Origin of the sequence: Actinoplanes sp. NPDC049599 (genome assembly GCF_044465625.1) — a bacterium.
In the GTDB taxonomy this organism is placed as follows: domain Bacteria; phylum Actinomycetota; class Actinomycetes; order Mycobacteriales; family Micromonosporaceae; genus Actinoplanes.
In genome coordinates this window covers 1-26206 of record NZ_JBITLX010000011.1, presented here as the reverse complement: position 1 = coordinate 26206, position 26206 = coordinate 1, and the positions used below count along the sequence as shown (strand labels likewise).

Sequence of the window (26206 nt, the reverse complement as noted above, 5' to 3'; positions counted from 1 at the left end):
ACGCCGAAGGCCCCGACGCGGAGCGCCGAGGCCTTCAGGGGAAGTGCGGTGGATCAGTGGGTGTGCGCCGGACGGCCGGTCGAGAGGCGGCCGTTGCCGGTCTCCCGCCGGTCGTTGCGGCTCGGCTCGCGCCGGAAGGCAGCGGGCCGCTCACCCAGGTTGCGCGCCGTGCGGTCGCCGTAGCCCCGCTGGCGGTCACCGAAGGTGCGGTCACCGGTCGGACGGTCGCCGGCAGCAGCCGGACGGTCGGTCGCCGGACGGTCGGCGTAGGTGCGCTCGCCCGCCGGGCGGTCGCCGTAGGTGCGCTGCTCGCCACGGGGGCGGTCACCGAACGAACGGTCCCGGTCGCCGAACGAGCGCTGCTCGCCACCGCGCGGGCGGTCGCCGTAGCTGCGCTCGCCGCCACCGGTGCCGCCGCTGAAGCTGCCCCGCGGGCGGTCGCCGAACGAACGGTCCCCGCCGGTGCGCGGCCGGTCGCCGTAGCTGCCGGTGCGCGGGCGGTCGCCGTAGCCGGCACGCTGCGGCCGGTCACCGAAGCGACGCGGCCGGTCGCCACGCTCGCGCGGCTCGGGCTCGAGCTTCACCGGCACGCCACTGGGCTCGCGGGCACCGGTGACCGTGGCCAGCTGGTCGTCGCCGAGGCGCACGCGCAGCTCGCCCGGCGTGACACCGGCCTTGAGCATCATCGACGCCGTGGTGCGGCGCTGCTTGGGCAGCACCAGCGTCACGACCGCGCCGGACTCACCGGCGCGCGCCGTGCGGCCCGCGCGGTGCAGGTAGTCCTTCGGGTCCTTCGGCGGGTCCACGTGCATGACCAGCGAGATGCCGTCGACGTGGATGCCGCGAGCCGCGACGTCCGTGGCGACCAGCACGTTGGTCCGGCCTTCCTTGAACTCGGCCAGCGTGCGGGTGCGGACCCGCTGGGTCTTGCCGCCGTGCAGCGCACCGGCGCGCACACCGACCGCCGCGAGCTGGTCGACCAGCCGGTCGACGCCCATCTGGGTGCGGGCGAAGACGATCGTCTTGCCCTCCCGGTTGGCGATCGAGGCGGTGATCGGGAACTTGTCGTGCGGCGGGATCAGGAGCATGTGGTGCTCCATCGTGGAGACGCTGGCCTCCGCCGGGTTGGTGGAGTGCGTCACCGGGTCGTTCATGAACCGCCGGACCAGCGCGTCGACGTCACCGTCGAGCGTCGCCGAGAAGAGCAGCCGCTGCGTGCCGGCCGGGGTCTTCGAGAGCAGCTCGGTGACCTCGGGCAGGAAGCCCATGTCGGCCATCTGGTCGGCCTCGTCCAGGACGGTGACCTCGATCGCGTCGAGCTTGCACGCGCCCCGCTCGATCAGGTCGCCGAGGCGGCCCGGGGTCGCCACGATGACCTCGACGCCGCGCCGCAGCGCGTCCATCTGCCGGTCGTACGGCACGCCGCCGACGGCGGTCTTGAGGAACACACCCACCGAGCGGCCCAGCGGGGTGAGCGCATCGGCCACCTGCATGGCCAGCTCGCGGGTCGGCACCAGGATCAGGGCCTTGGGGTGGTGCGGCAGCGCCCGGCCGCTCTTGGCCACGCGGGCCAGCAGCGGCAGGCCGAACGCCAGCGTCTTGCCGGAGCCCGTCTGACCCCGGCCCAGCACGTCCCGGCCGGCGAGGGCGTCGGGCATGGTGGCGGCCTGGATCTCGAACGGGGCGGTGATGCCCTCGCGGCTCAGCACCCGGACAAGCTCGGCGGGCACACCGAGCTCGGCGAAGGTGGGCACGGCGGGGGCAGCGATCAGCTCCACCTCGGCGTCAGGGGTGACCTGAGTGGCCTCGGGAGCGTCGGTGCTGAGGGTGTCGCCGGAGTCGGCGAGAACTTCTTCAACGGACGGGAACGTGCTGGGGTCAGCGAAAGTGGTCAAGAGAGCCTCTCTACGGGGGCGCATGCTCGCGAATGGCCCGCCGCGGCTACCAACAGCCGGCCGCTGAAATGACCGCAAGAACGCCCGTGGCGTGCTCGTTAAGGGCACGCCAGGTTAATTACTTCCTTCAGTGTACGGGTCAACGTGTTGGACACTGCCCGCATTCCGCACCGGTAGTGGGCAGACTCACCCTCCGGCGCAACCTCGCCAGCTTAGGGGCGAAAACCGCCGGCGACAACTCACTGCTGGAAGACGCCACCGATCATGTCGCTGAACGCGTCGCCGACGGTGAACAGGAACAGCACGCTCACCCCCACCAGCACGAGCAGCACCACGAGCATCGCAACGACCACCTTGACGTTGCTGCGCCGCTGGTTGTCCGGCCCGTCCCGCCAGCCCTGGGCCAGGATGTGGCCGGTCAGCGAGCCGGAATTCTCCAGCGGGTTGATATTGACCGGCATCGTCATGTCCGCGGGGGCGTAGTCGGCGAGGCCGCCGTACACGGTGCCCTGGCCGCGCTGCTGCGGCACGGCGGTGGACTGTCCGGATCCCGACGCGGCCGTACCGGTGCCGTAGGTCGTCGGCCGGGCGGGCGGGGTGCTCACCTGAGCCGCCGGTCCGCCGAACGGCTGCCGGGCACCGCCCGATGCGCCTACCCCGGAGGGGGGCGAGCCGGCGGACGGCATCGTGTAGGCCGGCAGGGCGCCGGGCGTGTGCGGGCCGGGGGCGTTCGAGGTCATCGGCGGTCCTGGGAACGGGGCCGGCGGCGGGCCGGGCACGGGTGAGGGACCCGGGCCGGGCGGCACGGGCGAGGGTCCGGGACCCGGGGGTACGGGATAAGGGCCGGGGCCGGGCGGCACCGGGCTGGGACCGGGTCCCGGCGGGATGGGGCTGGGGCCGGGGCCGGGCGGGATGGGGCTGGGCGGCATCGGGCTGGGATCCGGGCCCGGTGCGGGGCTCGGCGCCGGGGCCGGGGTGGGAGCCGGTGCCGGTGTCGGGTGTGGAATCGGCAGGGGCGCGGGTTCCGGGCGGGTGGGCTCGGGTTTCGGCGGGGCCGGCTTGGGCGGTTCGGGGGTGGAAGGCTCCGGGAGGCCGGGGTCCGCGGGTTCCTCGGGGGCTGCGGTCGGCGCGGTGCCGGGGCGTTCGCCGACGCTCATCCAGCTGACGGCGGCCGGCTTGTCGGCGGCGGGTTGCCCGGTTTCGGCTGGGTCGTCGGTGGCCGGCTTGTTCGCGGTGCGGCCGTAGATCTTGGCTTGGCCGCTCGGCCAGGTGGTCGCCCGGAAGCCGGCCGGGTCGATCGAGCCGGGGACGGTGGCGCGGGCCGCGTTGGCGCTGGGCGCGGCCGAGACCGGCCGGGTAGCTCCGCCCAGGCCGTCGACTGAGCTGGTCGGCTTGGCAGGGGTGGCGGCAGGGGCCGCGGCCTGACCGGCGGATCCGGCCGGGCTGCCAGCGGATCCGGCCGGGCTGCCGTAGGAACCGGCCGAGCTGCTGGCGGAACCGGCCGAGCTGCTGGGAGATCCGGTCGAGCTGCCGGGCACGGACGCAGATCCGGCCGAGCTGCCGGGCACGGATGCGGGGCCGGTTGAGCTGCCGGGCACGGATGCGGATCCGGCCGAGCTGCTGGCGGATCCGGTCGAGCTGCTGGCGGAACCGGTCGAGCTGCTGGCGGAACCGGTCGAGCTGCCGGGCACGGATGCGGATCCGGACGGGTTGCTGGATGCGGGCGGGCTGGTGGGTGTCGCGGGGGTGCCGAAAGTCGTCGGGCGGGGGGAACCGGTGGCTGCGGCCGAGCCGGAAACCACGGCGCGGCCGCTGGTCACACCGCCCACCGGGGTGGCGCTGACGGGGTTTGCGCCCACAGGGCTTGCGCTGACAGGGCTTGCGCTGACAGGGCTTGCGCTGACAGGGCTTGCGCTGACCGGGCTGGCGGCATCTCGGCTGGCAGCGCCACCGATCGGAGCGGTGCTTGCCGGAGTCCCGCTGACGGGGGCTGCGCTGACGGGGGCAGAGCCGAGTGTGCCGGCAGAGGTCGCGCTGACCGGCGCCGCGCTGACCGGCGCCGCGCTGACCGGGGTCGCGCTGACCGGGGTCGCGCTGACCGGGGTCGCGCTGTCCCGGGTCGGGCTGTCCCGGGTCGGGCTGACCGGGGTCGCGCTGTCCTGGGTCGGGCTGACCGCGGGCTGGTCAGCCGACGTCGATCCAGCCCGATCCGCGCCGGTCTCGGCCGCGGGTGTGGATGCCGGGACCGATGCGGTGCCCGGGGGAGTGGGCTTGACCGTCTCCCCGGCCGGTGCCCACAGGGCGCCCGGTGCCGGCGGGGGCGGCAGCTCGTACCCCTGATCGTTTTTCGGCCCGGCGCTGCTTGCGGGCGGCCGCGCAGCGGGCGGCGTCCTGCCGTCGCTGTCCGGTTTCGCCTGCTGCTCGTCCATGGGTCCTCCCGATCGCCGTCACCCCGCGCGGGCCGACGCCGCGTGCCGGACGCCGGGCAGACCGATTTGCCGGGCGCTTGGAACTACCGTGCCACATCAGCGCATATGAGCGCACCCGGCGTCGGCCGGTTACCGCCTGAAGATCATGACTGGCCGGGGGTCGGCGCGCCAGAAGCCGTTTGATCAAGAAGCTGCTGCCTGAGTACCCCGTTGCCTTGGTTTTTCATGCCAAGGCGTTGCGCCGACTGCCACCTCGGGCCGACTCAGGAGCCGGCCGACTTCGCGGCTGCGGCGGCCGATGCCGAGGCCGACACCGAGCTGGTCGTTTCCGCGGTCTTCGTCGCCGAGCTGGTGCTTTCCGTCTTTGTCGCGGAGCCGGTCGACGAGGGGGAGTCGTCCTTGCTCGGCGAGTTCACCGCCGAGCCGTCCGGCGAGGCCGTGGCTGTCGGCGCGGCTGTGGTCGGCGGCGTCGTGGTCGGCGAGGTGCTGGGGCTCGGCGAGGTGCTCGGGCTGGTCGACGGTGACGTGGTCGGCTTCGTGGTGGTCGGCTTCGTCGTGGGCTTGGTCGTTGGCTTGGTGGTGGGCGTCGTCGGCGGCTTGGTCGTCGGTTTCGGCGTGTTGTGGTCGCTCGGCCGGTCCGGGTCCGGCGAGCCGAGATCCGGGCCCTCGACGGTGCCCTCGATCGAGCCGTAGATGCGGGTGGCGCCGAAGAGCCGGGTCCAGCGGACCGGGACCAGGCGCACGTTGAGGCCGGTGCGGGGCGCCTCGACCATCATGCCGTCGCCCGCATACATCGCGACGTGGTGGATGCTCTGCCAGCTGGTCGACGAGGCGAAGAAGAGCAGGTCGCCCGGGAGCAGCGAGTAGCGGTCCACGGCCCGCTTGCTGGTCTGGCGGTACTGGTCACGGGACACCCGGGTGAGCTTGAAGTCGCCGGCGCCGGGAGCACGGTAGGCCGCCCACATCAGGCCGGAGCAGTCGTACTCGTCCGGGCCCTCCTCGGACCACACGTACGGGTCGCCGCGCTGGGCCAGCGCGAACCGCAGCGCCGCCATGGCCCGCGGGTCGGCGCCGCGGCCGGCGTTCTCGCCCGCCAGGTAGCCGGCGCCGGCCTGGGCGTCGCGGGCGGCCTGGGCGCTGTCCGACGCGGCGATCGCGGCGGCGTTGTCGCGCTCCAGCTTCTGCTGGGCCGCCGACTTCTTGTCGACGGCCTTCTGCAGCTTGTCGCGCTCGGCGGTGAACGTGGCGAGCAGCGCCTGCGCGGCCTGCTGCTCGGCGAGGGCGCCCGTGTAGAAATCCTGGGCGATGGTGAGCTGGCGGCTGGCCGCCTGCTGGGTCGCCGAGTCACCCCGGTTGATCCGGGCGAGCGAGTCGAGATCCGACAGCCCGGAGCCGAGCATGCCGGGTGGCAGGGCGGCCTCGTCGCGGACTGCCGCGGCGGCCGCGCTCGCCACCTCGGCCTTGGCCTGGGTGACGGCCGTGGACGCCTGGGTGACCTTCTGCTGCGCGGCGGCGACCTGGCCGGTGACGAGGTCGACTTCTTCCTTCGTCTTGGTCAGCTGCTCGCCGAGGGTGGTGAGCTGGGCGCGACCCTTTTCGATCTTCGCCATCACCGGCGTCAGCGTGACGCCCGGGGTCACGATCGGGGCGGTCGTGGCGGGCGTCGTGGCAGCCTGCTGGCCGGGCAGCACGAGCGCGCCCTGCGCCAGCGGCCGGGAGCCGACGTCGGGAACCGCGGGCGCCGGCGGCGCGGCCGGTGGGGCGGCGGCGGCAGGCAGGGGGTTGAACAGGGTCGCGATGGCGGCGGCGGTCGCGGCGGAGCAGGCCAGGGGTCGCCACCATGGGCGTATCCGTAGCCTAAGTCCGCCTTCGTCCTGCCACTTCATCGACATGCGCTCCCCGTCCGCGATGGTCGCCCTCCACCGCTTGCCGTCCTACCTAAAGGTCTTACCCCAACCGGTGCACCGATGTCGATTGATTGGACATGAAAGGACGCTGTGAATCGTATGCCCGCCGACGTGATCCGCGCCGCCCCACGGCCGCCGGGACGTCGATCTGTCAGAGCCAGGACGTAGGCTCGTCCCCGAGTGAAGGTGAGAGGGGCGCACGATGACGCAGATGGACGTCGGGCTGAAGCGTGAGCTGGAGGCCAAGGTCTATGCAGGCGAGCGGCTGAGCCGTGCGGACGGCGTCGCGCTCTACGAGTCCGACGATCTCGCCTGGCTCGGCCGGCTGGCGCACCACAAGCGCACCGAGCTGAACGGCGACCGGGTGATGTTCAACGTCAACCGGCACCTCAACCTCACCAACGTCTGCTCCGCCAGCTGCGCATACTGCTCTTTCCAGCGCAAGCCGGGCGAGAAAGACGCGTACACGATGCGCATCGACGAGGCCGTGCGCAAGGCCAAGGAGATGGAGAACGAGCAGCTGACCGAGCTGCACATCGTCAACGGCCTGCACCCGACGCTGCCCTGGCGTTACTACCCCAAGGTGCTGCGCGAGCTGAAGGCGGCGCTGCCCGACGTCAAGCTCAAGTGCTTCACGGCCACCGAGGTGCAGTGGTTCGAGAAGATCAGCGGCCTGCCGGCCAGCGAGATCCTCGACGAGCTGATGGACGCCGGGCTGGAGTCGCTCACCGGCGGCGGTGCGGAGATCTTCGACTGGGAGGTCCGCCAGCACATCGTCGACCACAACTGCCACTGGGAAGACTGGTCCCGGATCCACCGGCTCGCCCACGAAAAGGGCATGAAGACCCCGGCCACGATGCTGTACGGCCACATCGAGGAGCCGCGGCACCGGGTCGACCACGTCATGCGCCTGCGTGAGCTGCAGGACGAGACGGGCGGCTTCGCGGTCTTCATCCCGCTGCGCTATCAGCACGACTTCGTCGACTCGGCGGACGGCAAGATCCGCAACCGGATCCAGGCGCGCACCACGATGGCGGCGCCGGCCGAGTCGCTGCGCACGTTCGCGGTGTCCCGGCTGATGTTCGACAACGTGCCGCACCTGAAGAACTTCTGGGTCATGCACGGGCTGTCGGTGGCCCAGCTCTCGCTGAACTTCGGCGCCGACGACCTGGACGGCTCGGTGGTCGAATACAAGATCACTCACGACGCCGACTCGTACGGCACGCCGACCACGATGCACCGTGACGACCTGCTCAACATCATCTGGGACGCGGGCTTCCAGCCGGTCGAGCGCAACACCCGCTACGAGATCGTCCGGGAGTACGACAAGCCGGTCTCGCTGGCCGAGCGCCGCAGCGAGCCCCAGCAGGTCTGGGCCTAGCAAGTCGGGGCGTACCCTCGTCTTGTCATGACTGAGACCAAGAGTGAGCGTCGCCCGCGCCGGGACGCCGACGGCCGTCTGGTGACCGTCGGCGATCTGCTGGGCGTCGCGCTCGCCGGCCTGGTCACCGGCATCGTGGTGCTGCTCGTCTTCGAGGGCATCATGGCGCTGGCCCGCGCGTTCGACTTCGGCTCCTCCAGCGGCTGGCTTGCCCTGATCCTGCCGGTGTGGCTGTTCACCGAGGAGTTCCGCGCGGCCGGCTACGGCGCATACCGGATCGTGGTGGCTGCCCTGGCCGCGGGCTTCGGCGTCGCGGTCGGCATGACCCTCGCCGGCCTGGCCGCCGCGACCTTCCCTCCACTGGTCAGCGGCGCGGCTGGTGCACTCGGCCTGACGGTCGTCTACTGCCTGGTCTGGTTCTACGGCCTGCGGTGGCTCAGCCACCGTGCGGGCTGACAGGAGTTCGTCATGAGTCCCGCCGTCAAATACACGCTCGGCCGACTGGGCCTGTTCGTGGTCGCCCTGGTCCTGCTCCTGCCGGTGCCGCTGGCGTTCCTGGTCAAGGCGATGATCGCGGTGATCGCGTCGGCGGTGTTCTCCTACTTCCTGCTGGCGAAGTGGCGCAACGAGATGGCCGAGCAGCTCGGCTCGGTGGCGGAACGCCGCCGGGCGGAGAAGGCCCGGCTGCGCGCGGCCCTGGCCGGCGACGAGGCCGCAGCCGCCGCCGGCGACCGCGCGACCAGCACCACCCCGCAGGCCGGCACCACCCCGCAGGCCGGGTCCACCCCGCAGGCCGGGTCCACCCCGCAGGCCGGGTCCACCCCGCCCCCGACGAGCGAGCCCGCGCCGTCCACAGCGGAGATCGGCGAAGTGCCCGCGACCGGCGGCGACCGCGCGCCGGCCAACGCCGACAAGGGCGACCGCAGGGCCTCCTGAGCCGCGGTCAGCCACGCGCCGGCCCCCTGCGGTGGAGGCCTTGAGCTGTTGTCCGGCGGTCATCATGTTGACGTAGGGGGCACTTTGGCATGGCCGTCCACGGCCGGATTTCATTGCCAAATGTCGATGCCGGGTGGTGCAGTGACGGGGCCCGAACCCCCTCTGACACCCCCCGGAGGTCGTTCATGAGACGACGACGCGCCATCGGTCTGGTTGCCGCTGCCACAGCCGGCCTGGCCATGATCGCCGCATCCGCCGTTACCGCGCCCGCCGCCACCGCGGTGCCGCGTGCGGCCGACGCCGCGGCCCAGTACGAGGTCTACGACGTGCGGACGCTCGCCCAGCGCAACGTCATCGCGAGCACCGGCGCCGCGATCGACGGCGTCGAGCACGCGGTTGTCGAGATCACCGCGACCGGCAGTGAGGTCAAGGCCCTGCGTGCGCTCGGCTTCACGGTCAAGCCCGCCGCGGTCGCGCTGCCCAGCGACGGCGTGTCCACCTTCGACTTCCCCTCGCGCGACGCGGCGTACCACAACTACGCCGAGATGGTCGCCGACGTGAACGCGCTCGTGGCGAAGTATCCCGCGATCACCAGCAAGCGGGTGCTCGGCCAGACGTACCAGGGCCGGGACATCGTGGCCGTCAAGATCTCCGACAACGTCGGCACCGACGAGGCCGAGCCCGAGGTGCTCTACGACGCCAACCACCACGCTCGCGAGCACCTCACCGTGGAGATGGCGCTCTACGTGCTGCACCTGTACGCGGACAACTACGCCACCGACACCCGGATCCGCAACGTGGTGAACAGCCGCGAGATCTGGGTCGTCCCGTCGGTGAACCCGGACGGCGCCGAGTACGACGTCGCCACCGGCAGCTACCGCTCGTGGCGCAAGAACCGCCAGCCCAACACGGGTTCGTCGTACATCGGCACGGACCTGAACCGCAACTACGGCTACCGCTGGGGCTGCTGCGGCGGCTCGTCCGGCAGCACCTCCTCGGACACGTACCGGGGGCCGTCGGCCTTCTCGGCGCCCGAGACCCGGGTCATCCGTGACTTCGTCAACAGCCGGGTCGTCGGCGGCGTGCAGCAGATCAAGGCCGCGATGGACTTCCACACGTACTCGGAGCTGGTGCTGTGGCCGTTCGGGCACACCACGGCGAACACCGGCACCGGCATGACCGCGGACCAGAACAACACGTTCGCCACGCTGGGCCGGCAGATGGCCGCGACCAACGGCTACACGCCGGAGCAGTCCAGCGACCTCTACATCACCGACGGCGACTCGCTCGACTGGCTGTGGGGCACCCACAAGATCTTCGCCTACACCTTCGAGCTGTACCCGACCAGCTCGTCGGCCGGCGGCTTCTACCCGCCCGCCAGCGTGATCACCCGGGAGACCAGCCGCAACAAGGAGGCCACGCTGATGCTGGCCGAGGCGGCCGACTGCCCGTACAAGGTGATCGGCAAGCAGTCCACGTACTGCTGATCCGCTTGCGCCACCTGGCTACCTGTCATAGCTTTAGGGCTATGACAGGTAGTTTTTATGCCTAGGGCCGGCCTCTCGCCGGACCTGGTGGTCGAGGTGGCCCTGGCCCTGGTCGACGAGAAGGGCGTGGAGGCGCTGAGCCTCGCGGCGGTCGCCGACCGGGCCGGCGTGGCGGCGCCCTCCCTCTACAAACATGTCGGCAGCCTCGCCGAGCTGCGCGACCTCATGGCGCTGCGGGTCCTGCGCGAGACGACCGCCATCTTCGCCGAGGTGGTGATGGGCCGCAGCCGGGACGAGGCGGTCGCCGCCCTGATGCGCGCCTACCGCGGCTACGTCGTGGCCCATCCCGGCCGGTACGCGCTGGTCCCGCTCGACCCGATGCACCGCGACGACCTGACCGTCGCGGCCCGGGAGCTGCTGGACGTGTTCTTCGCGGTGCTGCGCGGCTACGGCCTGACCGAGTCGGCGGCCGTCCACGCGACCCGCCGCATCCGGGTGGCCGCGCACGGCTTCGCCACGCTCGAGGCGGGCGGCGGATTCGGTCTCGCGGAGCACCTCGACACCACCTTCGAGCAGATCATCACCATGGTGCTGGCGAGCCTGCCGCGGGGGTCGACGAGGTAAGTCGACTTATGTAGAGTTTCCGCCATGCCCCGACCTCCGCACGCCTCGCCGCAGACCGTGCGGCTCTTCGAGGCACTGCTCGCCGATCCGGCCCGCTGGCGCTACGGCTACGACCTGAGCCGCGAGACCGGGCTCGCCTCCGGCACCCTCTACCCGATCCTGATGCGGCTCTCCGCGCAGCAACTGCTGGACACCGGCTGGGAGGCGTCCGACGAGCCCGGCCGGCCGCCGCGGCACACGTACCGGCTCACCGCCGACGGGGTCGCGCTGGCCCGGGAGCGCACCGCGGCCGCGGCCCGCAAGCAGCGCGGCCGGGCCGCGGCCTTCATCCCGAGGAAGGCGTGATGCGCCGGGCGGCGCGGGCGGTCCTGGTCGCGGCGGTACGGGGGCGCCGCGACCGGGGTGGGCCGTGGGGCGAGGCGGCGCTGGCCGAGTTCGACCAGACCACCGGCCGCTGGGAGGCGGTGCGCTGGGCCGCGGGCGGTCTGCGCGCGGTCTGGCACGAGCGCCGGGCAAAGATCAAAACCATGCCGACCCGGGTACGCGTCCAGCGCGCGGCGATCGGCGCGGCGCTGCTCGCGCTCCCGGCAGCGGTGGTCGTCAACCAGTTCGTGCTCACCCCGCGCTACATCCCGAGCGGCTCGATGGAGCCGACGGTGCAGGTGCAGGACCGGATCCTGATCGACCGGGTGAGCTTCCGGCTGACCGGCATCCGGTACGGCGACATCGTGGAGTTCACCACCCCGCAGGTCCCCGGCCGTCACGTGCTCAAGCGGGTCATCGGCCTGCCGGGCGACACCATCGAGTGCCGCGGCGGCGCGGTCTTCCGGGACGGCGCCGCCCTGCCCGAGCCATACCTGGAGAGCGTGGGCGACACCACCGACTGCGGCGCGCCGGTGACCGTGCCGGCGGGCGCGCTGTTCGTGCTGGGCGACCACCGGCTGGTCTCCCAGGACTCCCGGCAGTGGGGCACGATCCCGCAGGACGCGGTCGACGGCCGGCTGCTGACCCGGATCTGGCCCCTGCCCTAGTGCCTTGACCGCGGGCGTTGATCTCGCCGGCAGCCCTCGACGGCACGCCGTGGATCGTGAGCAGGCATGGGAGCTGCACCGGCTTGGGCTGATTTCGCCCGGGCCGGTGTTCCGCCTCGGGACGTCTCCGACGGCTGGCGTTGGTGGTCACGGCACCAGAGTCCTGGCGTGATCAAGAACTCAGCGAGGCACCCTGCGGATGGGAGCGCCGGGTCTGGGCTAGTTTCTGGGGGACCGCGTCGCAGCGAAGCCGGTGGGATTCCGGCGCTGTCCCGCAACTGTGAGCCCGTCCGCCAGGTGGCGCGGGCCAAGCCAGGTCGCCTGGGCGTCGGTCGCGATTCAGCGCTCCCGGGGAGGGGCGCCTCGCGGACCGGGCCGTTGCTCCGGTCGGCGAAGCACCGCAGCCTCGGCCGACAGGAGGACCAGAATGAAACGGGTTTTGACAGCCGCGCTCGCGGCCACCGCGATGCTGCTCAGCGGGTGCGGCGGTGGTTCCGGCGCCGAGGAGCCGGCCGTCGCGGGCTCCGCCTATCCGGTCACGGTCGGCTCGGCGACGCTGACCGAACGGCCGGACCGGATCGTCTCGCTGGCGCCCACCGCGACCGAGATGCTCTTCGCCATCGGGGCCGGCCCGCAGGTGGTGGCCGTCGACGACCAGTCGACGTATCCGGCGGAGGCCCCGCGCACCAAGCTGTCCGGCTTCAAGCCGAACGCCGAGGCCATCGCCGCGCAGAACCCCGACCTGGTGGTGATCTCCGACGACCTCGACAAGATCATCGAGCAGCTCGGGGCGCTGAAGATCCCGGTGCTGTTCGCGCCGGCCGCCAAGGTGCTCGACGACTCCTACCGGCAGCTCGACCAGCTCGGCACGCTGACCGGCCACCGCGCCGAGTCGGCCGCGCTGGCGGAACGGATGCGCACGCAGATCGACAAGATCGTCAAGGCGGTGCCGCCCCGCGCGACCGCACTGTCGTACTACTACGAGATCGACCAGACTCTGTACTCCGCGACCTCGAAGACCTTCATCGGGTCGATCTTCGCGCTGTTCGGGCTCACCAACGTCGCGGACCCCGCCGACCCCGACGGCAGCAAGAACGGCTATCCCCAGCTCTCCCAGGAGGCGCTGGTCGCGGCCAACCCGGACCTGATCTTCCTGGCCGACAGCAAGTGCTGCGGGCAGTCGCCGGCCACGGTCAAGGCGCGAAAGGGCTGGTCGTCGATCGCCGCCGTCGAGCAGAACCGGATCGTGGCCCTGGACGACGACATCGCCTCGCGCTGGGGCCCGCGAATCGTCGACCTGGTGCAGTCCGTCGCCGATGCGGTGGCCAAGGTACCGGCGTGACCGACCGGCCGCGCCCGGCCAACCCGGGCCCGGCAGAGACGGCCCCGGCCCCGGCGGACGCAGCCGGAGGCCCGGCAAGCGCGGCCGCGGCCTGGGCGGACGCAGCCGGAGGCCCGGCGAGCGCGGCCCCGGCCCCGGCCCCGGCAAGCGCGGCCCCGGCCCCGGCAAGCGCGGCCCCGGCCCCGGCGAACGCGGCCCCGGTCCCGGCAAGCGCGGCCGCGGGCCTGGCCGACCCGGGCCCGGCGAACGCCGTCCCGGGAGTAGCGGCAGCCTCGGCCCCGGCCGAGGAAGCCTCCGGAATAACGGGCTCGGCCGAGTCGGGCGCGGGTAAGGGGCGGTCGCCCACCGCCGGCCCGGCCGGGTTGCGGATCGGCTGGCTCGTCGGCGGCGTGCTGGCCGTGCTCGTCACCCTCGTCGCCGGCGTCGCCTTCGGGCCGGTCTCGCTGCCGCCGGCCGGGGTCGCCGCAGTGCTCCTCGACCTCCTTCCTGGAGTCCACCTCGACAGCGGCCTCACCGAGCGCGAAGTCGCCATCATCACCGAGCTCCGCCTCCCCCGGGTCGTCCTCGGCCTGCTCGTCGGTGCACTCCTGGCCATGGCCGGCGCCGCCTACCAGGGCGTCTTCCGCAACCCCCTGGCCGACCCGCACCTGCTCGGCGTCGCGGCCGGCGCCGGACTCGGCGTGACCGCCGTCATCGCGTTCCGGTCGACCAGCGGCGACGCTACCGCCGAGCTGCCGATCGGCGTGCCGCTCGCAGCCTTCGTCGGTGCCGTGGGCGCCGTCGCGCTGACCTGGCTGCTCGGCGGCGCCGGTGGCCGGGCCCGGACCCCCGCCACGCTGATCCTGTCCGGGGTGGCGGTCTCCGCGTTCCTGGCCGCCGCGCAGACCTTCGTGCTGCAACGGCACATCGAGTCGCTGCGTGAGGTGTACTCCTGGCTGCTCGGCCGGCTCGCCACCGCGGGCTGGCACGACGTGCTCCTGGTGCTGCCGTACGCGGCGGTGACCGCGGCGATCGTGCTCTCGCATCGTCGCGAGCTGGACGTGCTCACCGTCGGCGACGAGGAGGCGACCAGCCTCGGCCTGCATCCGCAGCGCAGCCGCTACCTGCTCATCGCGGCGGCCTCACTCGGTACCGCCGCGGCGGTCTCCGTGTCCGGCCTGATCGGCTTTGTCGGCATCATCGTGCCGCACACCCTGCGGCTGCTCGCCGGCCCGAGCTACCGGTCGATCCTGCCGCTGTCCGTGCTGTTCGGCGGCGCGTTCCTGGCCCTGACCGACCTGCTGGCCCGTACGGTGGCGAGCCCGGCCGAGATCCCGATCGGCGTGGTGACCGCCTTCCTGGGCGCGCCCTTCTTCGCCCTGGTGCTGCGCCGGAGCGGGGTCTCGTGATCGGCGTACGGGGATTGCGGGTGCGGCTCGGCGGCTCGGTCATCGTCGACGGGGTGGATCTCGACGTGGCCGCCGGGGAGTGGGTCACGATCATCGGGCCCAACGGGGCGGGCAAGTCCACGGTGCTGCGCGCGGTCGGCGGGCTGCTGCCGTTCAGTGGCGCGGTGAGCCTGGGTGGCACCCCGCTGGAGCGGCTGCCCCGCCGCGAGCGGGCCCGCACCGTCGCCACCGTCGCGCAGTCGCCCGTGGTGCCGCCGGGCATGCTCGTGCTCGACTACGTGCTGCTGGGCCGCACGCCCTACATCCCGCCGCTCGGCCGGGAGTCCGCCTCCGACCTGGCCGTCGTCGACGAGGTGCTGGACGCCCTGGACCTGGACGGCATGCGCGCCCGGCGGCTCGACACGCTCTCCGGCGGCGAACGGCAGCGGGCGTTCCTGGCCCGCGCGCTCGCCCAGGGCGCCCGCATCCTGCTCCTGGACGAGCCGACCAGCGCGCTGGACATCGGCCACCAGCAGGAGGTGCTGGAGCTGGTCGACCGGCTGCGCGCCGAGCGGGGCCTGACCGTGCTGGCCACGATGCACGACCTGACGATCGCCGGCGAGTACGCGGACCGGATGGTGCTGCTGGCCGGCGGCCGGGTCGTGGCGGCCGGCGCCGCCTGGGAGGTGCTGACCGAGGAACTGCTGGCCCGGCACTACCGGGTGCGCGTCAAGGTGATCGACGGCGGTCAGGGCCCGCTGGTCGTGCCCGTCAGGAACTAGGCTGCAGGATCGAGAAGGTGCCGCCCTGCGGGTCGTCCAGCACCGCGTACCGGCCGATCGGCAGCGTGGTCGGCGGCTGCACGATCCGCCCGCCGAGCGACTGCGCGTACGCCGCCGAGTCGTCGCAGTCGGCCACCGCGAAGTAGATCATCCAATGTGGTGGCAGGTCGTCCGGCCACTCGCCGTCCATCGCCTGCATGCCCGCGATCGGCCGGCCCTCGTGCTCCCAGACGATGTAGTCCATGCCGTTCATCGAGCTCTCCCGGGCCACCCAGCCGAACACCGCCCCGTAGAACGCCGCCGAGCCCTCGACGTCCCGGGTGGTCAGCTCGTTCCAGGTCAGCGCGCCCGGCACGTCGAAGATGTCGGCGCCGCGCATGGTGCCGGCCTGCCACACGCTGAACGGCGCGCCGGCCTGGTCCAGGAACGCGGCCATCCGGCCCTGGTACATGACGTCGAACGGGGCCACCAGCACCTTGCCGCCGGCCGCCTCGACCCGGGCGGCGATCTCGTCCGCGTCGTCGGTGGCCACGTACGTGCTCCAGGCGGTCGGCTGGCCCTCGCCGTACAGCGGGCCGGCGCCGGCGGTGGCCCGGCCGTCCAGCCGGAAGGTGGTGTAGCCGCCGTACTCCTCGCCGGAGACCTCGGCCTCCCAGCCGAAGAGCGCGGTGTAGAAGCGGATCGCGTCCCCGAGGTCGGCGGTACCCAGGTCCACCCAGTTCGGTACACCGGGCGTCGGTGGGTTCATGACCTGCTCCTCGAGGTTACGGCGGACGACAGATGGATCGTTACACCGCGATGCGAGGTACGGGGCTGCTCAGTCGGAAGTTCAACTGAACCGCCGACCTTCGTCGCGTCGATAGGCCCATACGGCCACCCCACCTAGCGCGAACGTCCACCCGACCAAGGCGGCTATCGATGCCGGCTGCACCGGGAAGTCCCCGACCGCCGCCCACATGAGCCGCACCGCGCCCCCGGTGGGCAGGTAGGGGGCGATCGTCTCGACGAAGCCCGGCGCGGCGCCCGGCCCGGTCATCAGCCCGCCGCCGAACGCCAGCGGGAAGAACAGGATCTGGGCCAGCACGATCGCGCCCTTGGCCGGCAGCGAGTAGCCGATCGCCAGCCCCATCAGCGTGAACGGCACCGCGATCAGCACCACTACGGCGAGCGCCGCGAGGAAGCCGGCCGGCGTGATCGTCGCCTCGGTCGCAACCGCCGCGATCACCACGACCGGCACCAGCGAGACGCCCATCAACGCCAGCCCGGCCAGGATGCGGCCGGCGAAGCGCGGTGCGGCGCCGGCCGGCAGCGTCCGGGCGTACGGATCCCAGGGCTGCGCGCGGTCCTCGGCGACGCCGATGCCGTACTGGAAGAGGTTGCTGGTCATCACGACGAAGGTGACCATCGACGCGGTCGCGAAGGTGGCGTAGGTCTGGTCGTGGCCGACGAACGGCACCACGAAGAAGATCATCGAGGCGGCCGGGAAGGAGGCGCTGCCGATCAGCGCCATCGGGATCCGGAAGGTCTCGATCAGCTGGAACCGGGCGTGGGTCAGGGCGAGGGATGACATCCGTTCCTCCGGGAGGGGTCAGGCCGCGGTGAGGGTGAGGAACGCTTCCTCCAGCGAGGTGGGCCGGACCTCGAGGCCCGTGAAGGGCACGTCGCGGGCAACCAGGTCGCGGACCAGCCGGTCCGCGTCGCCGGTGAGCAGATGGGTGCGGTCACCGGCGCGTTCGATGCCGACCACCCCGGGCAGCTCCGGCAGGGGCACCGGCGTCGTCAGGCTGACCCGGCGGATGCTGACCAGGCCGCGTACCGCCGCGACCGTGTCGTCGGCGAGCACCCGGCCACCCCCGATCACCACCACCCGCCGGGCCAGGGCCTCGATCTCCTCCAGGTAGTGGCTGGTCAGCACGACCGTGCCACCGTCGGCGTGGAACTGCCGGATGGCGTCCCACAGGGCGTGCCGGGCCGTCACGTCCAGCCCGGTGGTCGGCTCGTCCAGGAAGACGATGCGCGGCCGGCCGGCGAAGGCCAGAGCCACCGCGACCCGCCGCTTCTGCCCGCCGGACAGGCTGCCGGTCTGCCGCTTGACCAGGTCGGCGAGCCCGAACCGGGCGAGCAGCTCGTCCCGGCCCAGCGGGTCGGGGAAGTGTGCGCGGACGAAGTCGACCACCTCGCCGACCCGCAGCGCGCCGGGCAGCCCGGTCTCCTGCGGGGTCACGCCCAGCGTGCGCCGGCTGGCCGGGTCGCGGGGATCGCCGCCGCACAGCTCCACCGTGCCGGAGCTCGGGCGGCGCACCCCGGTGAGCAGGTTGACCAGGGTGCTCTTGCCGGCGCCGTTGGGCCCGAGCAGGCCGACCAGCTCGCCGGCGTGGACGTCGAGGTTGAGCCGGTCGAGGGCGAGCACGGTGCCGTACCGGCGGGTGGCGTCGAGGGCGCGGGCGAGGATCACGGCTCCTCCCGGCGGGTGGCGGTGCCGTTGAGCAGGGCGTGCAGCGCGGCGGTGTAGTCCTCGAAGGCGACCCGGCCGCGCCCGGTGAGCCGGACCAGCGTCGCGGGGGTGCGGCCCTGGTGGGTCTTGACGACCTCGACGTAGCCGGCGTCCTCGAGCTTGCGCAGGTGCACGGAGAGGTTGCCCGCGGTCATCCGCAGGATCTCCTGCAGCTGGGGGAAGACGATCCGGTCGCCGTCGGCCAGAGTGGACAGTGCGGAGACGACGCGGAGCCGGGCCTGGGCGTGGATCACCGGGTCGAGGTCGGGCAGACCGCCGTTCATCGGGCCATCCGCAGCCAGGAGACCAGCCCCGCGACGAGCATCCCGCCGCCACCGAACACGGCGACGATCAGGGCGTGCCAGCCGGGCCCGGCCAGGATGCCGACCATGTTGACGATGCTGATCGAGAGGCCGAGGACGTAGAGGATCCGGTCGTTCCAGATGGCGCCGCCGGCCATGTGCAGCACGCCGGTGAGGGCGACCATCGCGCCGGCCCAGAGCAGGTTGGCGTCGGGGACCGGCAGCAGGTCGCTGATCCGGCTCAGCAGCACGGCCATGCCGATGAAGGCGACGGACCAGGTGAAGCCGTACATCGCGCCCTGGCGCGAGGACGGCCCGCTGATCTGGCGGCTGGCCCGGGCGCCGACGACGCCGGTGACGACGCCCGCCAGCGTGATCAGGCCGAGCAGGACGTTCAGCGGGACGAACCCCGGCATCGCCACGAAGACCCGGCCGTCGGGACCGAAACGCAGGAAGTAGACGCCGAAGCCGATCAGCCAGGCGAGACCCCACGGCCAGAGCAGCAGCCGGGGGTCGGGGGTGAGCCGGCGCCCGGCGGCGGCCCGCTCCCGGGCGATCAGGCGCAGTGACTCGGCGGGGTCGGCCGGGGGCAGTTCGTCATCGGCGGTGTTCATGCAAAGAACTCTACCGCGCAAAGTCAAAGAAGTTTGTGCCATAAAGTTGATGGCCGGGTGCCGGCGCCCGGCTTAGCATCGCGCGGTGACCGAACTCGTGCTGCGTCCCGCCGACTCCCGCGAACTGAGCGCGGTGCTGACGTTCTGGGCCAGGGCGGCCGAGAACGCCGGCCGTCCGCCGGACACCCCGGCGGCGCTGGCGGCGCTGCACCTGCGGGACCCGTTCGCGCTGATCGTGGCCGTCGAGGGGGACCGCATCGTCGGCACGATCATCGCCGGCTGGGACGGCTGGCGCTGCCACCTGTACCGCCTCGCGGTCGACCCGCAACGACGCCGCGGCGGCATCGGCGCGGCGCTGATCGCGGCGGCCGAGGACCGCATCCGGTCGCTGGGCGGCACCCGGATCGACGCGATGGTGCTCGACGACAACCCGCGGGCGCACGGGATCTGGGCGGTGCACGGGTACCACCGGCAGCAGGACTGGTCGCGCTGGGTCAAGCCGCTCTGAGCGGTTCGGGGAGCGGCTCGGCGTGCACGACCGACAGCCGGGACACCGCGCGGGTCAGGACCACGTACAGCCGGTGCAGGCCGCGGGGCTCGGCGGCCACGATCTCCGCCGGCTCGATGACGATGACATGGTCGTACTCCAGGCCCTTGACGATCGTGGCCGGCACAACCGTGACCCGCGCCTCGGTCTCGACGTCGTCGGGGGTCGCGGTCCGCAGGCCGGCGGCCGCGAGGTGCGCGGTCAGCCGGCCGACCGCGGCGTCGGCCGCGATGACCGCGACCGAACCCTCGTGCTCCAGCGCCGCGGTCACCTCGACCAGCATCGCGGCGTCCACATCGGACGCCGTCGGCACGCCGACGATCGCCAGGTCGCCGTCGCGACGCAGCGACACCGCCTCCGGCACGTCCACGCCGAGCGCCGGCAGCAGGCGGTTGGCCAGGGCCACAACCACCGCCGGTACGCGGAAACCGACCGTCAACGGCACCACCGCGGCATCGGGCTTGCCGAGATGGCCCAACGTGTCACGCCAGTTCGCGGCGGCCCACGGCGCGGTGCCCTGGGCCAGGTCACCGAGCAGTGTGATCGAGCCGTGCTCGCTGCGCCGGGCGATCGCACGCGCCTGCATCGGGGACAGGTCCTGGGCCTCGTCCACCACCACGTGCCCGAAGCTCTGCTCGCGCTCCAGCAGGCCCGCGGCCTCGTCGAGGAGCACCAGGTCGGCCGCGCTGAACCTGGCCGCCTTGACCGTGCGCGGCGGCTTCGCCCAGCGCAGGGCGGCCTGCTCGGCCTCGGTCAGGATGCCCTCGGCGGCGGCGGCCAGCAGCTCGGCATCGGTGAGCACGGCGACGACCAGCCCTTCCGGCGTCAGCGCGGGCCAGGCGTTGTCCAGGAAGTCGCGAACCTGAGGCACCCGGCTCATCCGGCGCAGCCAGCTCTCGCCGGGCGAGTTGCCCGTGCGGTACTCCGACTGCCGCTGCAACAGCGCGACAACCCGCGCCAGGACGCGCTCCCGGCCCACCGCGTACGGCAGACCCTCCCGCCGGGCCTCGTCCACGATCCACCGCAGCGGCTCCGGGTCGATCCGCCACCGGTACGAGCCATCCGACACCATGATCGGCTCAACCGGCTTGCCGAGCCGCCCCCACAGCGCCTTACGCAGCACCGCCGCCATCCGCGGATCGTGCTTGAGCAGCGTGGCGGCCTCGTCGTCGCGCCCCCGCACCGGCGCCCGCGCGATCAACTCGTCAACCGTGGCCTGCTGCACCTCGACCTCACCGAGCGCCGGCAGCACGGCCGAGATGTAGGACAGGAACGCGGTGTTCGGGCCGACGATGAGCACGCCCGAGCGTCGCAGCCGTTCCCGATGCAGATAGAGCAGGTACGCGGCCCGGTGCAGCCCGACCGCGGTCTTGCCGGTGCCGGGCGCGCCCTGCACGCAGATCGAATCCTCGAGATCGGCGCGTACCAGCTCGTCCTGCTCGGGCTGGATGGTGGCGACGATGTCCCGCATCGGCCCGACCCGGGGCCGCTCGATCTCGGCGGTCAGGATCCGGCTCTTGGTGCCCAGCTCCTCGCCGCGGTCCAGATGCTCGTCCTCGAAGCTGGTCAGCTCCCCCTTGACGAAGCCGAACCGGCGCCGCGTCGACACCCCCTGCGGGTCCCGCACGCTGGCCCGGTAGAACGACTGCGAGAGCGGCGCCCGCCAGTCCAGCACCATCGGCTCACCGGCATCATCGGTGACGTGCCGGCGCCCGATGTGGTACGCCGTCTCGTCGATGTCCAGCTTGCCGAAGAACAACGGCGTACCGGGATCGTCGGCCAGCTCGGCAACCCGGCGCGACAGCGTCCGGCCGAGCGTCTCGGCGCTGTAGGCATCCCCGGCGATGTCGGCACCGGAGGAGAAGAGCGACTCGGCCCGCCCCCGCATCCGGGCCAGCGCGGCCCGCGACTCGGCGAGATGGGTACGTTCGGCGACAAGTTCAAGATCGAGATCGAGTTCGGAGGCGGGCACGCTGATTCCTATCGCGGTAGCTCGCTGCTCGCTCGCGTATCCGGCGACGGGTGGCCGTCATCCGGCGCGGGGACGTCCGCTGCGGTGTCATCTCAACCGCGGCCGTCAAGCGGCCCCGTACGATACGCGCCCCTCCCACCCGGTGCCACCGATTTACCGCGAAGCCGACCGCCACCCTTTCGCTTTTTCGATTAGAGGTGGCCTGGGGTCATGACGAGCGTCCTGCGCGAACGCACCGTGCTTCCCCCGGACGACCCCGCTGACCGGGCCAGATTCGCCCGAGGTCCGGCGGCGTGACGGCACCGACGAGGGCGCGGCTGGTCGGACCGGACGGCACGGAGATCGAGATCCCGGACGACCTGTACGGCATCCTGCGCGACGTGGTGGCCGCACTCTCACAGGGCACGGCGAGCGCACGCGTTCCGAACGCCGGCAGGCGCTGGACCAGATGGCGGCAGAGGGGGAGGACGCCGGACTGTACGAGTCCACCGCCACCCCGAAGCCCACCAGGTGAGGGTCTGTCGCCGTGCCGTTCCCTGCCTTCCTCGACACGTGTGTCCGCTATCCGGCCTACCTGGCTGACACGCTCCCCCGCCTCGCCGAAGCTGTTGGGAGCGCGCCGGAGTGCCGCGCTTCGCGGCGGAGGTTCGTCGGCATCTCTGATTGCGCGCTCCGTGAGCCCGGGTCCGCACCCCGCGTTCCAGGCGGGATCATGGGGGTATGGCTGACCGGCACCCCACCGCGCGGATCACCGACCCCCAGGTGATGCGGGCGCTCGCGCACCCCGCGCGGATCGCGATCATTGAGCATCTCGGCAGCACCGGTGCGGTTGTCACCGCCACCGAGTGCGCCGGGCTGGTCGGGCTGTCGCCGAGCGCGACCAGCTATCACCTCCGCGAGCTCGCCAAGAACGGCCTGGTCGAGCAGGCGCCGAGCCGCGGTGACGCCCGGGAACGGGTGTGGCGCAGCACCACCTCCGGTTTCAACATCGATGGTGATCTGGCCGAGCCGGAGACCCGGGCGAGTCAGCAGGCGCTGGTCGAGGTTTATCTGACCCGGGATTTCGCGCGGTTGCGGGAGTCGATGGCCCGGCTGCACGAGGAGCCGAAGGAGTGGCAGGACGCGAGCGCGTTGATGGGGCCGATGCTGCTGCTCACCGCCGAGGAGTTGATTGAGGTCAATCGGCAGGTCAAGGAGCTGCTGGACCGGTACCGGCGGCGGGAGCGGATGGCGGATGCCCCGGCCGGCGCCCGGGCGGTCGCGGTGCACTATGCCGCCTTCCCAGTGGAGTAGGTCTTGCGCTGAGGAGATGTGAAGGATTATTTTCGAAGTATGTCCTTCACGTCTGACGGTTCGCGCTGGGCCGACGTTTATCTCGCGGCCGGCGCGCGGGGCGTCTCCGCCTGTGGTGACTTCCTCGCGGCCACCGCTCTGGCGCTCGCGTTTCAGCAGGCCGGGGCCGGTGGCGTCGCCGTCTCGGGGTTGCTGCTCGCCGCCGCGTTGCCGCTGGCGGTGCTCGCGCCGATCACCGGCCGGATCGCCGACCGGGTCGACAGTCGCACGCTGCTGATCGCGGCCGGGTTCGGTCAGGCCGCGGTGTGCGTCGCGCTCGCCTTCGTGGAGCAGCCCGCGGTGATCATCGCGCTGGTCGCGGTGCTGGCGAGCGGGCTCGCGGTCACCCAGCCGACCCTCGCCGCGCTGCTGCCCGCGATGGTCCGGCGCGCCGATCTGGCCAAGGCCAGCGGGATCAACCAGACCGCCGGGCTGGTCGGCATGCTGATCGCGCCCGCCCTGGCCGGCGTCCTGGTGGGGCAGTTCGGGGTACGGGTGCCCCTGCTGCTCGACGCCGCCTCGTACCTGTCGCTCGTGGTGGCCGGGCTGCTCATCCGTACCCGGAGATCGTCGGCGGCCCAGCCCGCCGCGGCCGTGACCGTCCCCTGGCGGCTGCGGGACGACCGGTTGGTGGCCGTGATGGTCGGCGCGATCGCGGCGGGCGTCGCCGGGGTCGGCGCCATCAACGTCATCGAGGTGTTCTTCGTGCGCGCGACGCTCGGCGCCTCGACGACCGTGTTCGGCCTGATCAGCGCGGCCTGGACCGGGGGGATGCTGGCCGGCGCGGTGCTGTTCGGGCGGCTCGGCCGGCGCTGGACCCACGCCGGCAAGCTGGTCCAGCTCTCGCTGCTGCTGGCGGCTGCCACCTGCGCCGTGGTGCTGGCCGGCGCCGGGGTCTGGCACGCGCTGCTGCTCGTGCCGCTCTGGTTCCTCGGCGGCATCTGCAACGGCGGCATCAACGTCTTCACCACCGTCGTCATGGCCGAACGGGTGCCGGCCGCCGCCCGGGGCCGCGCCTTCGCCGCGATGGGCGCCGCGATCCAGGGCGCCGGGATGGTGGGCTATCTGATCGGCGGGCCGCTCGTCGATCAGTTCGCGCCGCGGCCCCTGGTCGCCGCCGCCGGCCTCGCCGGGCTGGTCGCGGTCGGCGCCTGTTTGCCGGTTGTGCGCCGGGCCGGACGTGAGATAGGTCCCTTGCCGCAGGCGGAGCCCCGGCGTCCGCAACCCGCCGGGGATAGCGTCGGTGCATGAGCGACGTCGTCCAGCGGCCCCGGGTCGGGCACATCCAGTTCCTCAACTGCCTCCCGATCTACTGGGGCCTGATGCGCTCGGGCGCCCTGCTCGACGTCGATCTGTACAAGGACACCCCGGACCGGCTCAACGCCGCCCTGGTCGCCGGCGACCTCGACATCGGCCCGATCTCCCTGGTCGAGTATCTGCGCCACGCCGACGACCTGTTGCTGCTGCCCAACCTCGCGGTCGGCAGCGACGGCCCGGTGCTGTCGGTCAACCTGGTCTCCACCCGGCCGCTGGCCGAGCTCGACGGCCGCCCGGTCGCGCTCGGCTCGACCTCGCGGACCGGCGTGCTGCTGGCCCAGATGCTGCTGGCCGAGAAGTACGGCGCCGAGCCCGAATACTTCCGCTGCCCGCCGGAGCTCAACGAGATGCTGCTCGAGGCCGACGCCGCGGTGCTGATCGGCGACCCGGCCCTGCGCGCCATGTACGAGGCGCCGGAGCTCGGCCTCGAGGTCATCGACCTGGCACAGGCGTGGAAGGAGTGGACCGGGCTGCCGATGGTGTTCGCCGTCTGGGCCGTCCGCAAGGAGTTCGCCGCGGCCCAGCCGGGCATGGTGAAAGAGGTGCACGAGGCGTTCCAGCGTTCGCGCGACCTGTGCCTCGGTGAGCTGGACGAGGTCGCCGAGGCGGCGGCGCGCTGGGAGCCGTTCGACGCCGCGACGCTGGCCACGTACTTCCGGGCGCTCGACTTCTCGCTGGGGGAGCGGCAGGTCGCCGGGGTGCGCGAGTTCGCCCGCCGGGCCGCCGCGCGCGGCGAGGCGCCGCCCCTGCCGGCCGACGGGCCGATCTTCGCCCAGGTATAGACCACTTTGCGCCGCACGGGGTAGCGCCGGCTCCGTCCATACCGGACCATGGGCCGGTGGCCCCTCGATGGAACAGCCTGACGATCCGCCTCGCCCTGCCCGTCGCCCTGGTCGGGCTGACCGCGCTCGGCGCGGCCACCCCGGCGCACGCCGCGCCCGAGGCCGAGCGCCCCACGGTGGAGCTCTCCGTGCCCGACCGCGTGGTCACCACTCCGGGCGGCAGCAAGACCGTGCAGTTCGAGGTCCAGAACACCGGCAAGGTCCCCGCGATCGGCCTGGTCCTGGAGTTCGCCTCGGCCGGCGGCGCCGTTGATCCGCGGCTCGGCTTCCAGCCGCCGGCGGGCTGCACCGCCACCGGCTGCACCGTCGGTGATCTCGCGCCCGGCGTCCGCAAGCCCTACACGTTCACGGTGAAGCCCACGGCCGAGCTGCCCGCGACCGGCGCTGCCCTCCGCCTGGCAGTGCATGACGCCGCCGCCGAGTGGCAGGTGGAGACCACCGTCACGGTGCTGCCCGCCGCCGCCCCGGGCATCGACCTGGAGACGGCCCGCATCCCGGACATCAAGCTGGCTCCGGGCACGTCCGCGGTGCTGCCGATCTCGGTGCGCAACAACGGCAACAAGGCCACCGAGGGTGTCGCCGTCGCACTGGCCGTCCAGCCCGGCGTGCACTACCCGAACAAGTACAGCAACTGTGTCGACGCCGCCGACCTGCCGGGCATCATCTGCGCCTTCGACCTGACCCTGGAGCCGGGCGCGGTCTTCACCGTCTCGCCGGCCACCCCGCTCACCGTCGAGGCCGGCAAGGACACCCCCGGCCCCGCGAGTTACTACGCAGGGCTGCACGCGTACGGCATCGAGGACGACGCGGACGTCGCCGGACTGGCCGCCGCCAAGCGGGCGATGCAGCAGCCCGGCACCAAGCTCCAGCTGGTCCCGGCCGTGCAGAGCCTGGCCGTGGACCAGCGCGAGCTGAACGAGTGGGACAACACGACCTCGTTCTTCGTCAAGGTCCCGCTGAACCAGGCGGACAGCGCGGCGATCGGCGACAACTTCGAGGGCAAGGTCGGCGACACCCGCACCATCAAGGTCGGCATCCGGAACAACGGCCCGGCGACCGTGCTCCCCCGCACCAAGGAGTGGTGGCACGCGGCGAGGGTGCGCATCCCGTCCGGCCTGAAACTGACCAAGGTGGACAAGAACTGCGTCCCGAACGGCGACGGCGAGCCGAGCTGGAACCTGCCGGGCCAGGTGAGCGGCCACGACTACCTGTGCGTGACCTCCGAGCCGCTGGCCGCCGGCAAGACCGAGCTCTTCGCCTTCACCGCCAAGATCCAGGACGGCCGGAACGAGGACGAGGGCTCGATCACCGTCCTCGGCGGCGTGCAGGACAGCAAGCCCGGCAACAACGTCGCGAAGATCGAGGTCAAGCTCACCAACGGCAACACCGGCGGTGCCGGCGGCGGCCTCCCGATCACCGGCGGAGCCACCGGCCAGGTCGCCGCGACGGGTCTGCTGCTGGTGCTGCTGGGCGCGTTCACGCTGCTGCTGACCCGGCGCCGCCCGACCGCCTAACTCGAAAATCGACGGTGACCAGACGCGCGGCAGCATCCCGCGTCGCGCAGCGGCGTGGGATGGGTCTTGGTTGAAGCGGTGGTTATGCGGC

23 protein-coding genes, 2 pseudogenes and 1 riboswitch are annotated in these 26206 nt (G+C 72.5%); of the genes and pseudogenes, 16 read left to right on the top strand and 9 right to left on the bottom strand.

The features are described 5' to 3' along the window. Positions 1-53: 53 nt before the first annotated feature. Both ACIBQZ_RS20715 and ACIBQZ_RS20710 read right to left on the bottom strand, forming a co-directional pair. Entirely contained in the window at positions 54-1895 is a 1842-nt protein-coding gene (locus tag ACIBQZ_RS20715; protein ID WP_396090354.1) for a DEAD/DEAH box helicase, read from the bottom strand. A 239-nt stretch (positions 1896-2134) separates the two neighbouring features. Then, positions 2135-2635 carry a hypothetical protein gene (locus ACIBQZ_RS20710; RefSeq protein ID WP_396090353.1) on the bottom strand — a complete coding sequence of 167 codons (501 nt, stop codon included), beginning with the start codon at positions 2633-2635 and terminating at the stop codon, positions 2135-2137. A 1276-nt stretch (positions 2636-3911) separates the two neighbouring features. Between ACIBQZ_RS20710 and ACIBQZ_RS20705 the strand changes: the two genes are divergently transcribed. Next, on the top strand, positions 3912-4235 hold the full coding sequence (locus tag ACIBQZ_RS20705; protein WP_396090352.1) for a hypothetical protein: 324 nt from the start codon (positions 3912-3914) through the stop codon (positions 4233-4235). A gap of 352 nt (positions 4236-4587) precedes the next feature. Here the strand turns inward: ACIBQZ_RS20705 and ACIBQZ_RS20700 are convergent, their stop codons facing one another. Continuing rightward, on the bottom strand, positions 4588-6210 hold the full coding sequence (locus ACIBQZ_RS20700) for a C40 family peptidase (protein WP_396090351.1): 1623 nt from the start codon (positions 6208-6210) through the stop codon (positions 4588-4590). Between the two features lie 232 nt (positions 6211-6442). Here ACIBQZ_RS20700 and mqnE point away from each other — a divergent pair, with 232 nt between their 5' ends. From mqnE to ACIBQZ_RS20650, 10 genes and pseudogenes are all read left to right on the top strand, one after another. After that, positions 6443-7612, top strand: a complete 1170-nt coding sequence (gene mqnE / locus ACIBQZ_RS20695; RefSeq protein WP_396090515.1) for an aminofutalosine synthase MqnE — start codon at positions 6443-6445, stop codon at positions 7610-7612. A 27-nt stretch (positions 7613-7639) separates the two neighbouring features. Next, the gene (locus ACIBQZ_RS20690) at positions 7640-8068 is read left to right on the top strand and encodes a hypothetical protein (RefSeq protein WP_396090350.1); all 429 of its coding nucleotides are present in this window, start codon (positions 7640-7642) and stop codon (positions 8066-8068) included. A gap of 12 nt (positions 8069-8080) precedes the next feature. Continuing rightward, positions 8081-8389, top strand: a pseudogene (locus ACIBQZ_RS20685) (DUF4229 domain-containing protein); the annotation flags it as partial. A 344-nt stretch (positions 8390-8733) separates the two neighbouring features. Next, positions 8734-10032, top strand: a pseudogene (locus tag ACIBQZ_RS20680) (M14 family metallopeptidase); the annotation flags it as partial. A 60-nt stretch (positions 10033-10092) separates the two neighbouring features. Further along, entirely contained in the window at positions 10093-10659 is a 567-nt protein-coding gene (locus ACIBQZ_RS20675; protein ID WP_396090349.1) for a TetR/AcrR family transcriptional regulator, read from the top strand. A gap of 24 nt (positions 10660-10683) precedes the next feature. Further along, positions 10684-11004, top strand: coding sequence for a PadR family transcriptional regulator (locus ACIBQZ_RS20670; protein ID WP_396090348.1), 321 nt, complete (start codon positions 10684-10686; stop codon positions 11002-11004). Next, the gene (gene lepB, locus ACIBQZ_RS20665) at positions 11004-11690 is read left to right on the top strand and encodes a signal peptidase I (RefSeq protein WP_396090347.1); all 687 of its coding nucleotides are present in this window, start codon (positions 11004-11006) and stop codon (positions 11688-11690) included. Before ACIBQZ_RS20670 ends, lepB begins: the two co-directional genes overlap by 1 nt. A 249-nt stretch (positions 11691-11939) precedes the next feature. Next, positions 11940-12007, top strand: a riboswitch (cobalamin riboswitch). A gap of 110 nt (positions 12008-12117) precedes the next feature. Then, positions 12118-13032 carry an ABC transporter substrate-binding protein gene (locus ACIBQZ_RS20660; protein WP_396090346.1) on the top strand — a complete coding sequence of 305 codons (915 nt, stop codon included), beginning with the start codon at positions 12118-12120 and terminating at the stop codon, positions 13030-13032. A gap of 299 nt (positions 13033-13331) precedes the next feature. After that, a complete protein-coding gene (locus ACIBQZ_RS20655; protein ID WP_396090514.1) occupies positions 13332-14420 on the top strand; it encodes a FecCD family ABC transporter permease in 1089 nt (362 codons plus the stop codon). Beyond that, positions 14420-15181, top strand: a complete 762-nt coding sequence (locus tag ACIBQZ_RS20650; RefSeq protein ID WP_396090513.1) for an ABC transporter ATP-binding protein — start codon at positions 14420-14422, stop codon at positions 15179-15181. The genes ACIBQZ_RS20655 and ACIBQZ_RS20650 overlap by 1 nt, the downstream gene beginning before the upstream one ends. Here the strand turns inward: ACIBQZ_RS20650 and ACIBQZ_RS20645 are convergent. The 5 genes from ACIBQZ_RS20645 to ACIBQZ_RS20625 all read right to left on the bottom strand — a co-directional run bounded on the left by ACIBQZ_RS20645 (position 15171) and on the right by ACIBQZ_RS20625 (position 18591). Further along, a complete protein-coding gene (locus tag ACIBQZ_RS20645; protein WP_396090345.1) occupies positions 15171-15929 on the bottom strand; it encodes a VOC family protein in 759 nt (252 codons plus the stop codon). The genes ACIBQZ_RS20650 and ACIBQZ_RS20645 overlap by 11 nt on opposite strands. A gap of 81 nt (positions 15930-16010) precedes the next feature. Then, on the bottom strand, positions 16011-16751 hold the full coding sequence (locus tag ACIBQZ_RS20640) for an ABC transporter permease (RefSeq protein WP_396090344.1): 741 nt from the start codon (positions 16749-16751) through the stop codon (positions 16011-16013). An 18-nt stretch (positions 16752-16769) separates the two neighbouring features. Then, a complete protein-coding gene (locus tag ACIBQZ_RS20635; RefSeq protein ID WP_396090343.1) occupies positions 16770-17636 on the bottom strand; it encodes an ABC transporter ATP-binding protein in 867 nt (288 codons plus the stop codon). Further along, positions 17633-17959 carry a winged helix-turn-helix domain-containing protein gene (locus tag ACIBQZ_RS20630; protein ID WP_396090342.1) on the bottom strand — a complete coding sequence of 109 codons (327 nt, stop codon included), beginning with the start codon at positions 17957-17959 and terminating at the stop codon, positions 17633-17635. Before ACIBQZ_RS20630 ends, ACIBQZ_RS20635 begins: the two co-directional genes overlap by 4 nt. Beyond that, entirely contained in the window at positions 17956-18591 is a 636-nt protein-coding gene (locus ACIBQZ_RS20625) for a transporter (RefSeq protein ID WP_396090341.1), read from the bottom strand. Before ACIBQZ_RS20625 ends, ACIBQZ_RS20630 begins: the two co-directional genes overlap by 4 nt. An 85-nt stretch (positions 18592-18676) precedes the next feature. On the opposite strand from ACIBQZ_RS20625, the gene ACIBQZ_RS20620 reads away from it, so the two are divergent. Then, on the top strand, positions 18677-19099 hold the full coding sequence (locus ACIBQZ_RS20620) for a GNAT family N-acetyltransferase (protein WP_396090340.1): 423 nt from the start codon (positions 18677-18679) through the stop codon (positions 19097-19099). Here ACIBQZ_RS20620 and ACIBQZ_RS20615 read toward each other — a convergent pair. After that, positions 19086-21110, bottom strand: coding sequence for a HelD family protein (locus ACIBQZ_RS20615; RefSeq protein WP_396090339.1), 2025 nt, complete (start codon positions 21108-21110; stop codon positions 19086-19088). The two genes, ACIBQZ_RS20620 and ACIBQZ_RS20615, sit on opposite strands and share 14 nt — an antisense overlap. A 720-nt stretch (positions 21111-21830) precedes the next feature. On the opposite strand from ACIBQZ_RS20615, the gene ACIBQZ_RS20610 reads away from it, so the two are divergent. From ACIBQZ_RS20610 to ACIBQZ_RS20595, 4 genes are read left to right on the top strand one after another with little or no spacing between them, the layout of a single operon-like run. Beyond that, positions 21831-22403, top strand: coding sequence for an ArsR/SmtB family transcription factor (locus tag ACIBQZ_RS20610; protein ID WP_396090338.1), 573 nt, complete (start codon positions 21831-21833; stop codon positions 22401-22403). A gap of 39 nt (positions 22404-22442) precedes the next feature. Further along, positions 22443-23693: an MFS transporter gene (locus ACIBQZ_RS20605; RefSeq protein WP_396090337.1), complete on the top strand. Its 1251-nt coding sequence runs from the start codon at positions 22443-22445 to the stop codon at positions 23691-23693. Further along, a complete protein-coding gene (locus ACIBQZ_RS20600; protein WP_396090336.1) occupies positions 23690-24541 on the top strand; it encodes a menaquinone biosynthetic enzyme MqnA/MqnD family protein in 852 nt (283 codons plus the stop codon). Before ACIBQZ_RS20605 ends, ACIBQZ_RS20600 begins: the two co-directional genes overlap by 4 nt. A gap of 56 nt (positions 24542-24597) precedes the next feature. Next, on the top strand, positions 24598-26115 hold the full coding sequence (locus ACIBQZ_RS20595) for a hypothetical protein (RefSeq protein ID WP_396090335.1): 1518 nt from the start codon (positions 24598-24600) through the stop codon (positions 26113-26115). Positions 26116-26206: the final 91 nt, after the last annotated feature.

Coding starts and splice junctions, on each gene's coding strand:
- ACIBQZ_RS20710 (WP_396090353.1), bottom strand. CDS start 2,635: ATGACCTCGAACGCCCCCGGCCCGCACACGCCCGGCGCCCTGCCGGCC.
- ACIBQZ_RS20700 (WP_396090351.1), bottom strand. CDS start 6,210: ATGAAGTGGCAGGACGAAGGCGGACTTAGGCTACGGATACGCCCATGG.
- mqnE (WP_396090515.1), top strand. CDS start 6,443: ATGGACGTCGGGCTGAAGCGTGAGCTGGAGGCCAAGGTCTATGCAGGC.
- ACIBQZ_RS20690 (WP_396090350.1), top strand. CDS start 7,640: ATGACTGAGACCAAGAGTGAGCGTCGCCCGCGCCGGGACGCCGACGGC.
- ACIBQZ_RS20675 (WP_396090349.1), top strand. CDS start 10,093: ATGCCTAGGGCCGGCCTCTCGCCGGACCTGGTGGTCGAGGTGGCCCTG.
- ACIBQZ_RS20670 (WP_396090348.1), top strand. CDS start 10,684: ATGCCCCGACCTCCGCACGCCTCGCCGCAGACCGTGCGGCTCTTCGAG.
- lepB (WP_396090347.1), top strand. CDS start 11,004: ATGCGCCGGGCGGCGCGGGCGGTCCTGGTCGCGGCGGTACGGGGGCGC.
- ACIBQZ_RS20660 (WP_396090346.1), top strand. CDS start 12,118: ATGAAACGGGTTTTGACAGCCGCGCTCGCGGCCACCGCGATGCTGCTC.
- ACIBQZ_RS20645 (WP_396090345.1), bottom strand. CDS start 15,929: ATGAACCCACCGACGCCCGGTGTACCGAACTGGGTGGACCTGGGTACC.
- ACIBQZ_RS20640 (WP_396090344.1), bottom strand. CDS start 16,751: ATGTCATCCCTCGCCCTGACCCACGCCCGGTTCCAGCTGATCGAGACC.
- ACIBQZ_RS20630 (WP_396090342.1), bottom strand. CDS start 17,959: ATGAACGGCGGTCTGCCCGACCTCGACCCGGTGATCCACGCCCAGGCC.
- ACIBQZ_RS20625 (WP_396090341.1), bottom strand. CDS start 18,591: ATGAACACCGCCGATGACGAACTGCCCCCGGCCGACCCCGCCGAGTCA.
- ACIBQZ_RS20610 (WP_396090338.1), top strand. CDS start 21,831: ATGGCTGACCGGCACCCCACCGCGCGGATCACCGACCCCCAGGTGATG.
- ACIBQZ_RS20605 (WP_396090337.1), top strand. CDS start 22,443: ATGTCCTTCACGTCTGACGGTTCGCGCTGGGCCGACGTTTATCTCGCG.
- ACIBQZ_RS20600 (WP_396090336.1), top strand. CDS start 23,690: ATGAGCGACGTCGTCCAGCGGCCCCGGGTCGGGCACATCCAGTTCCTC.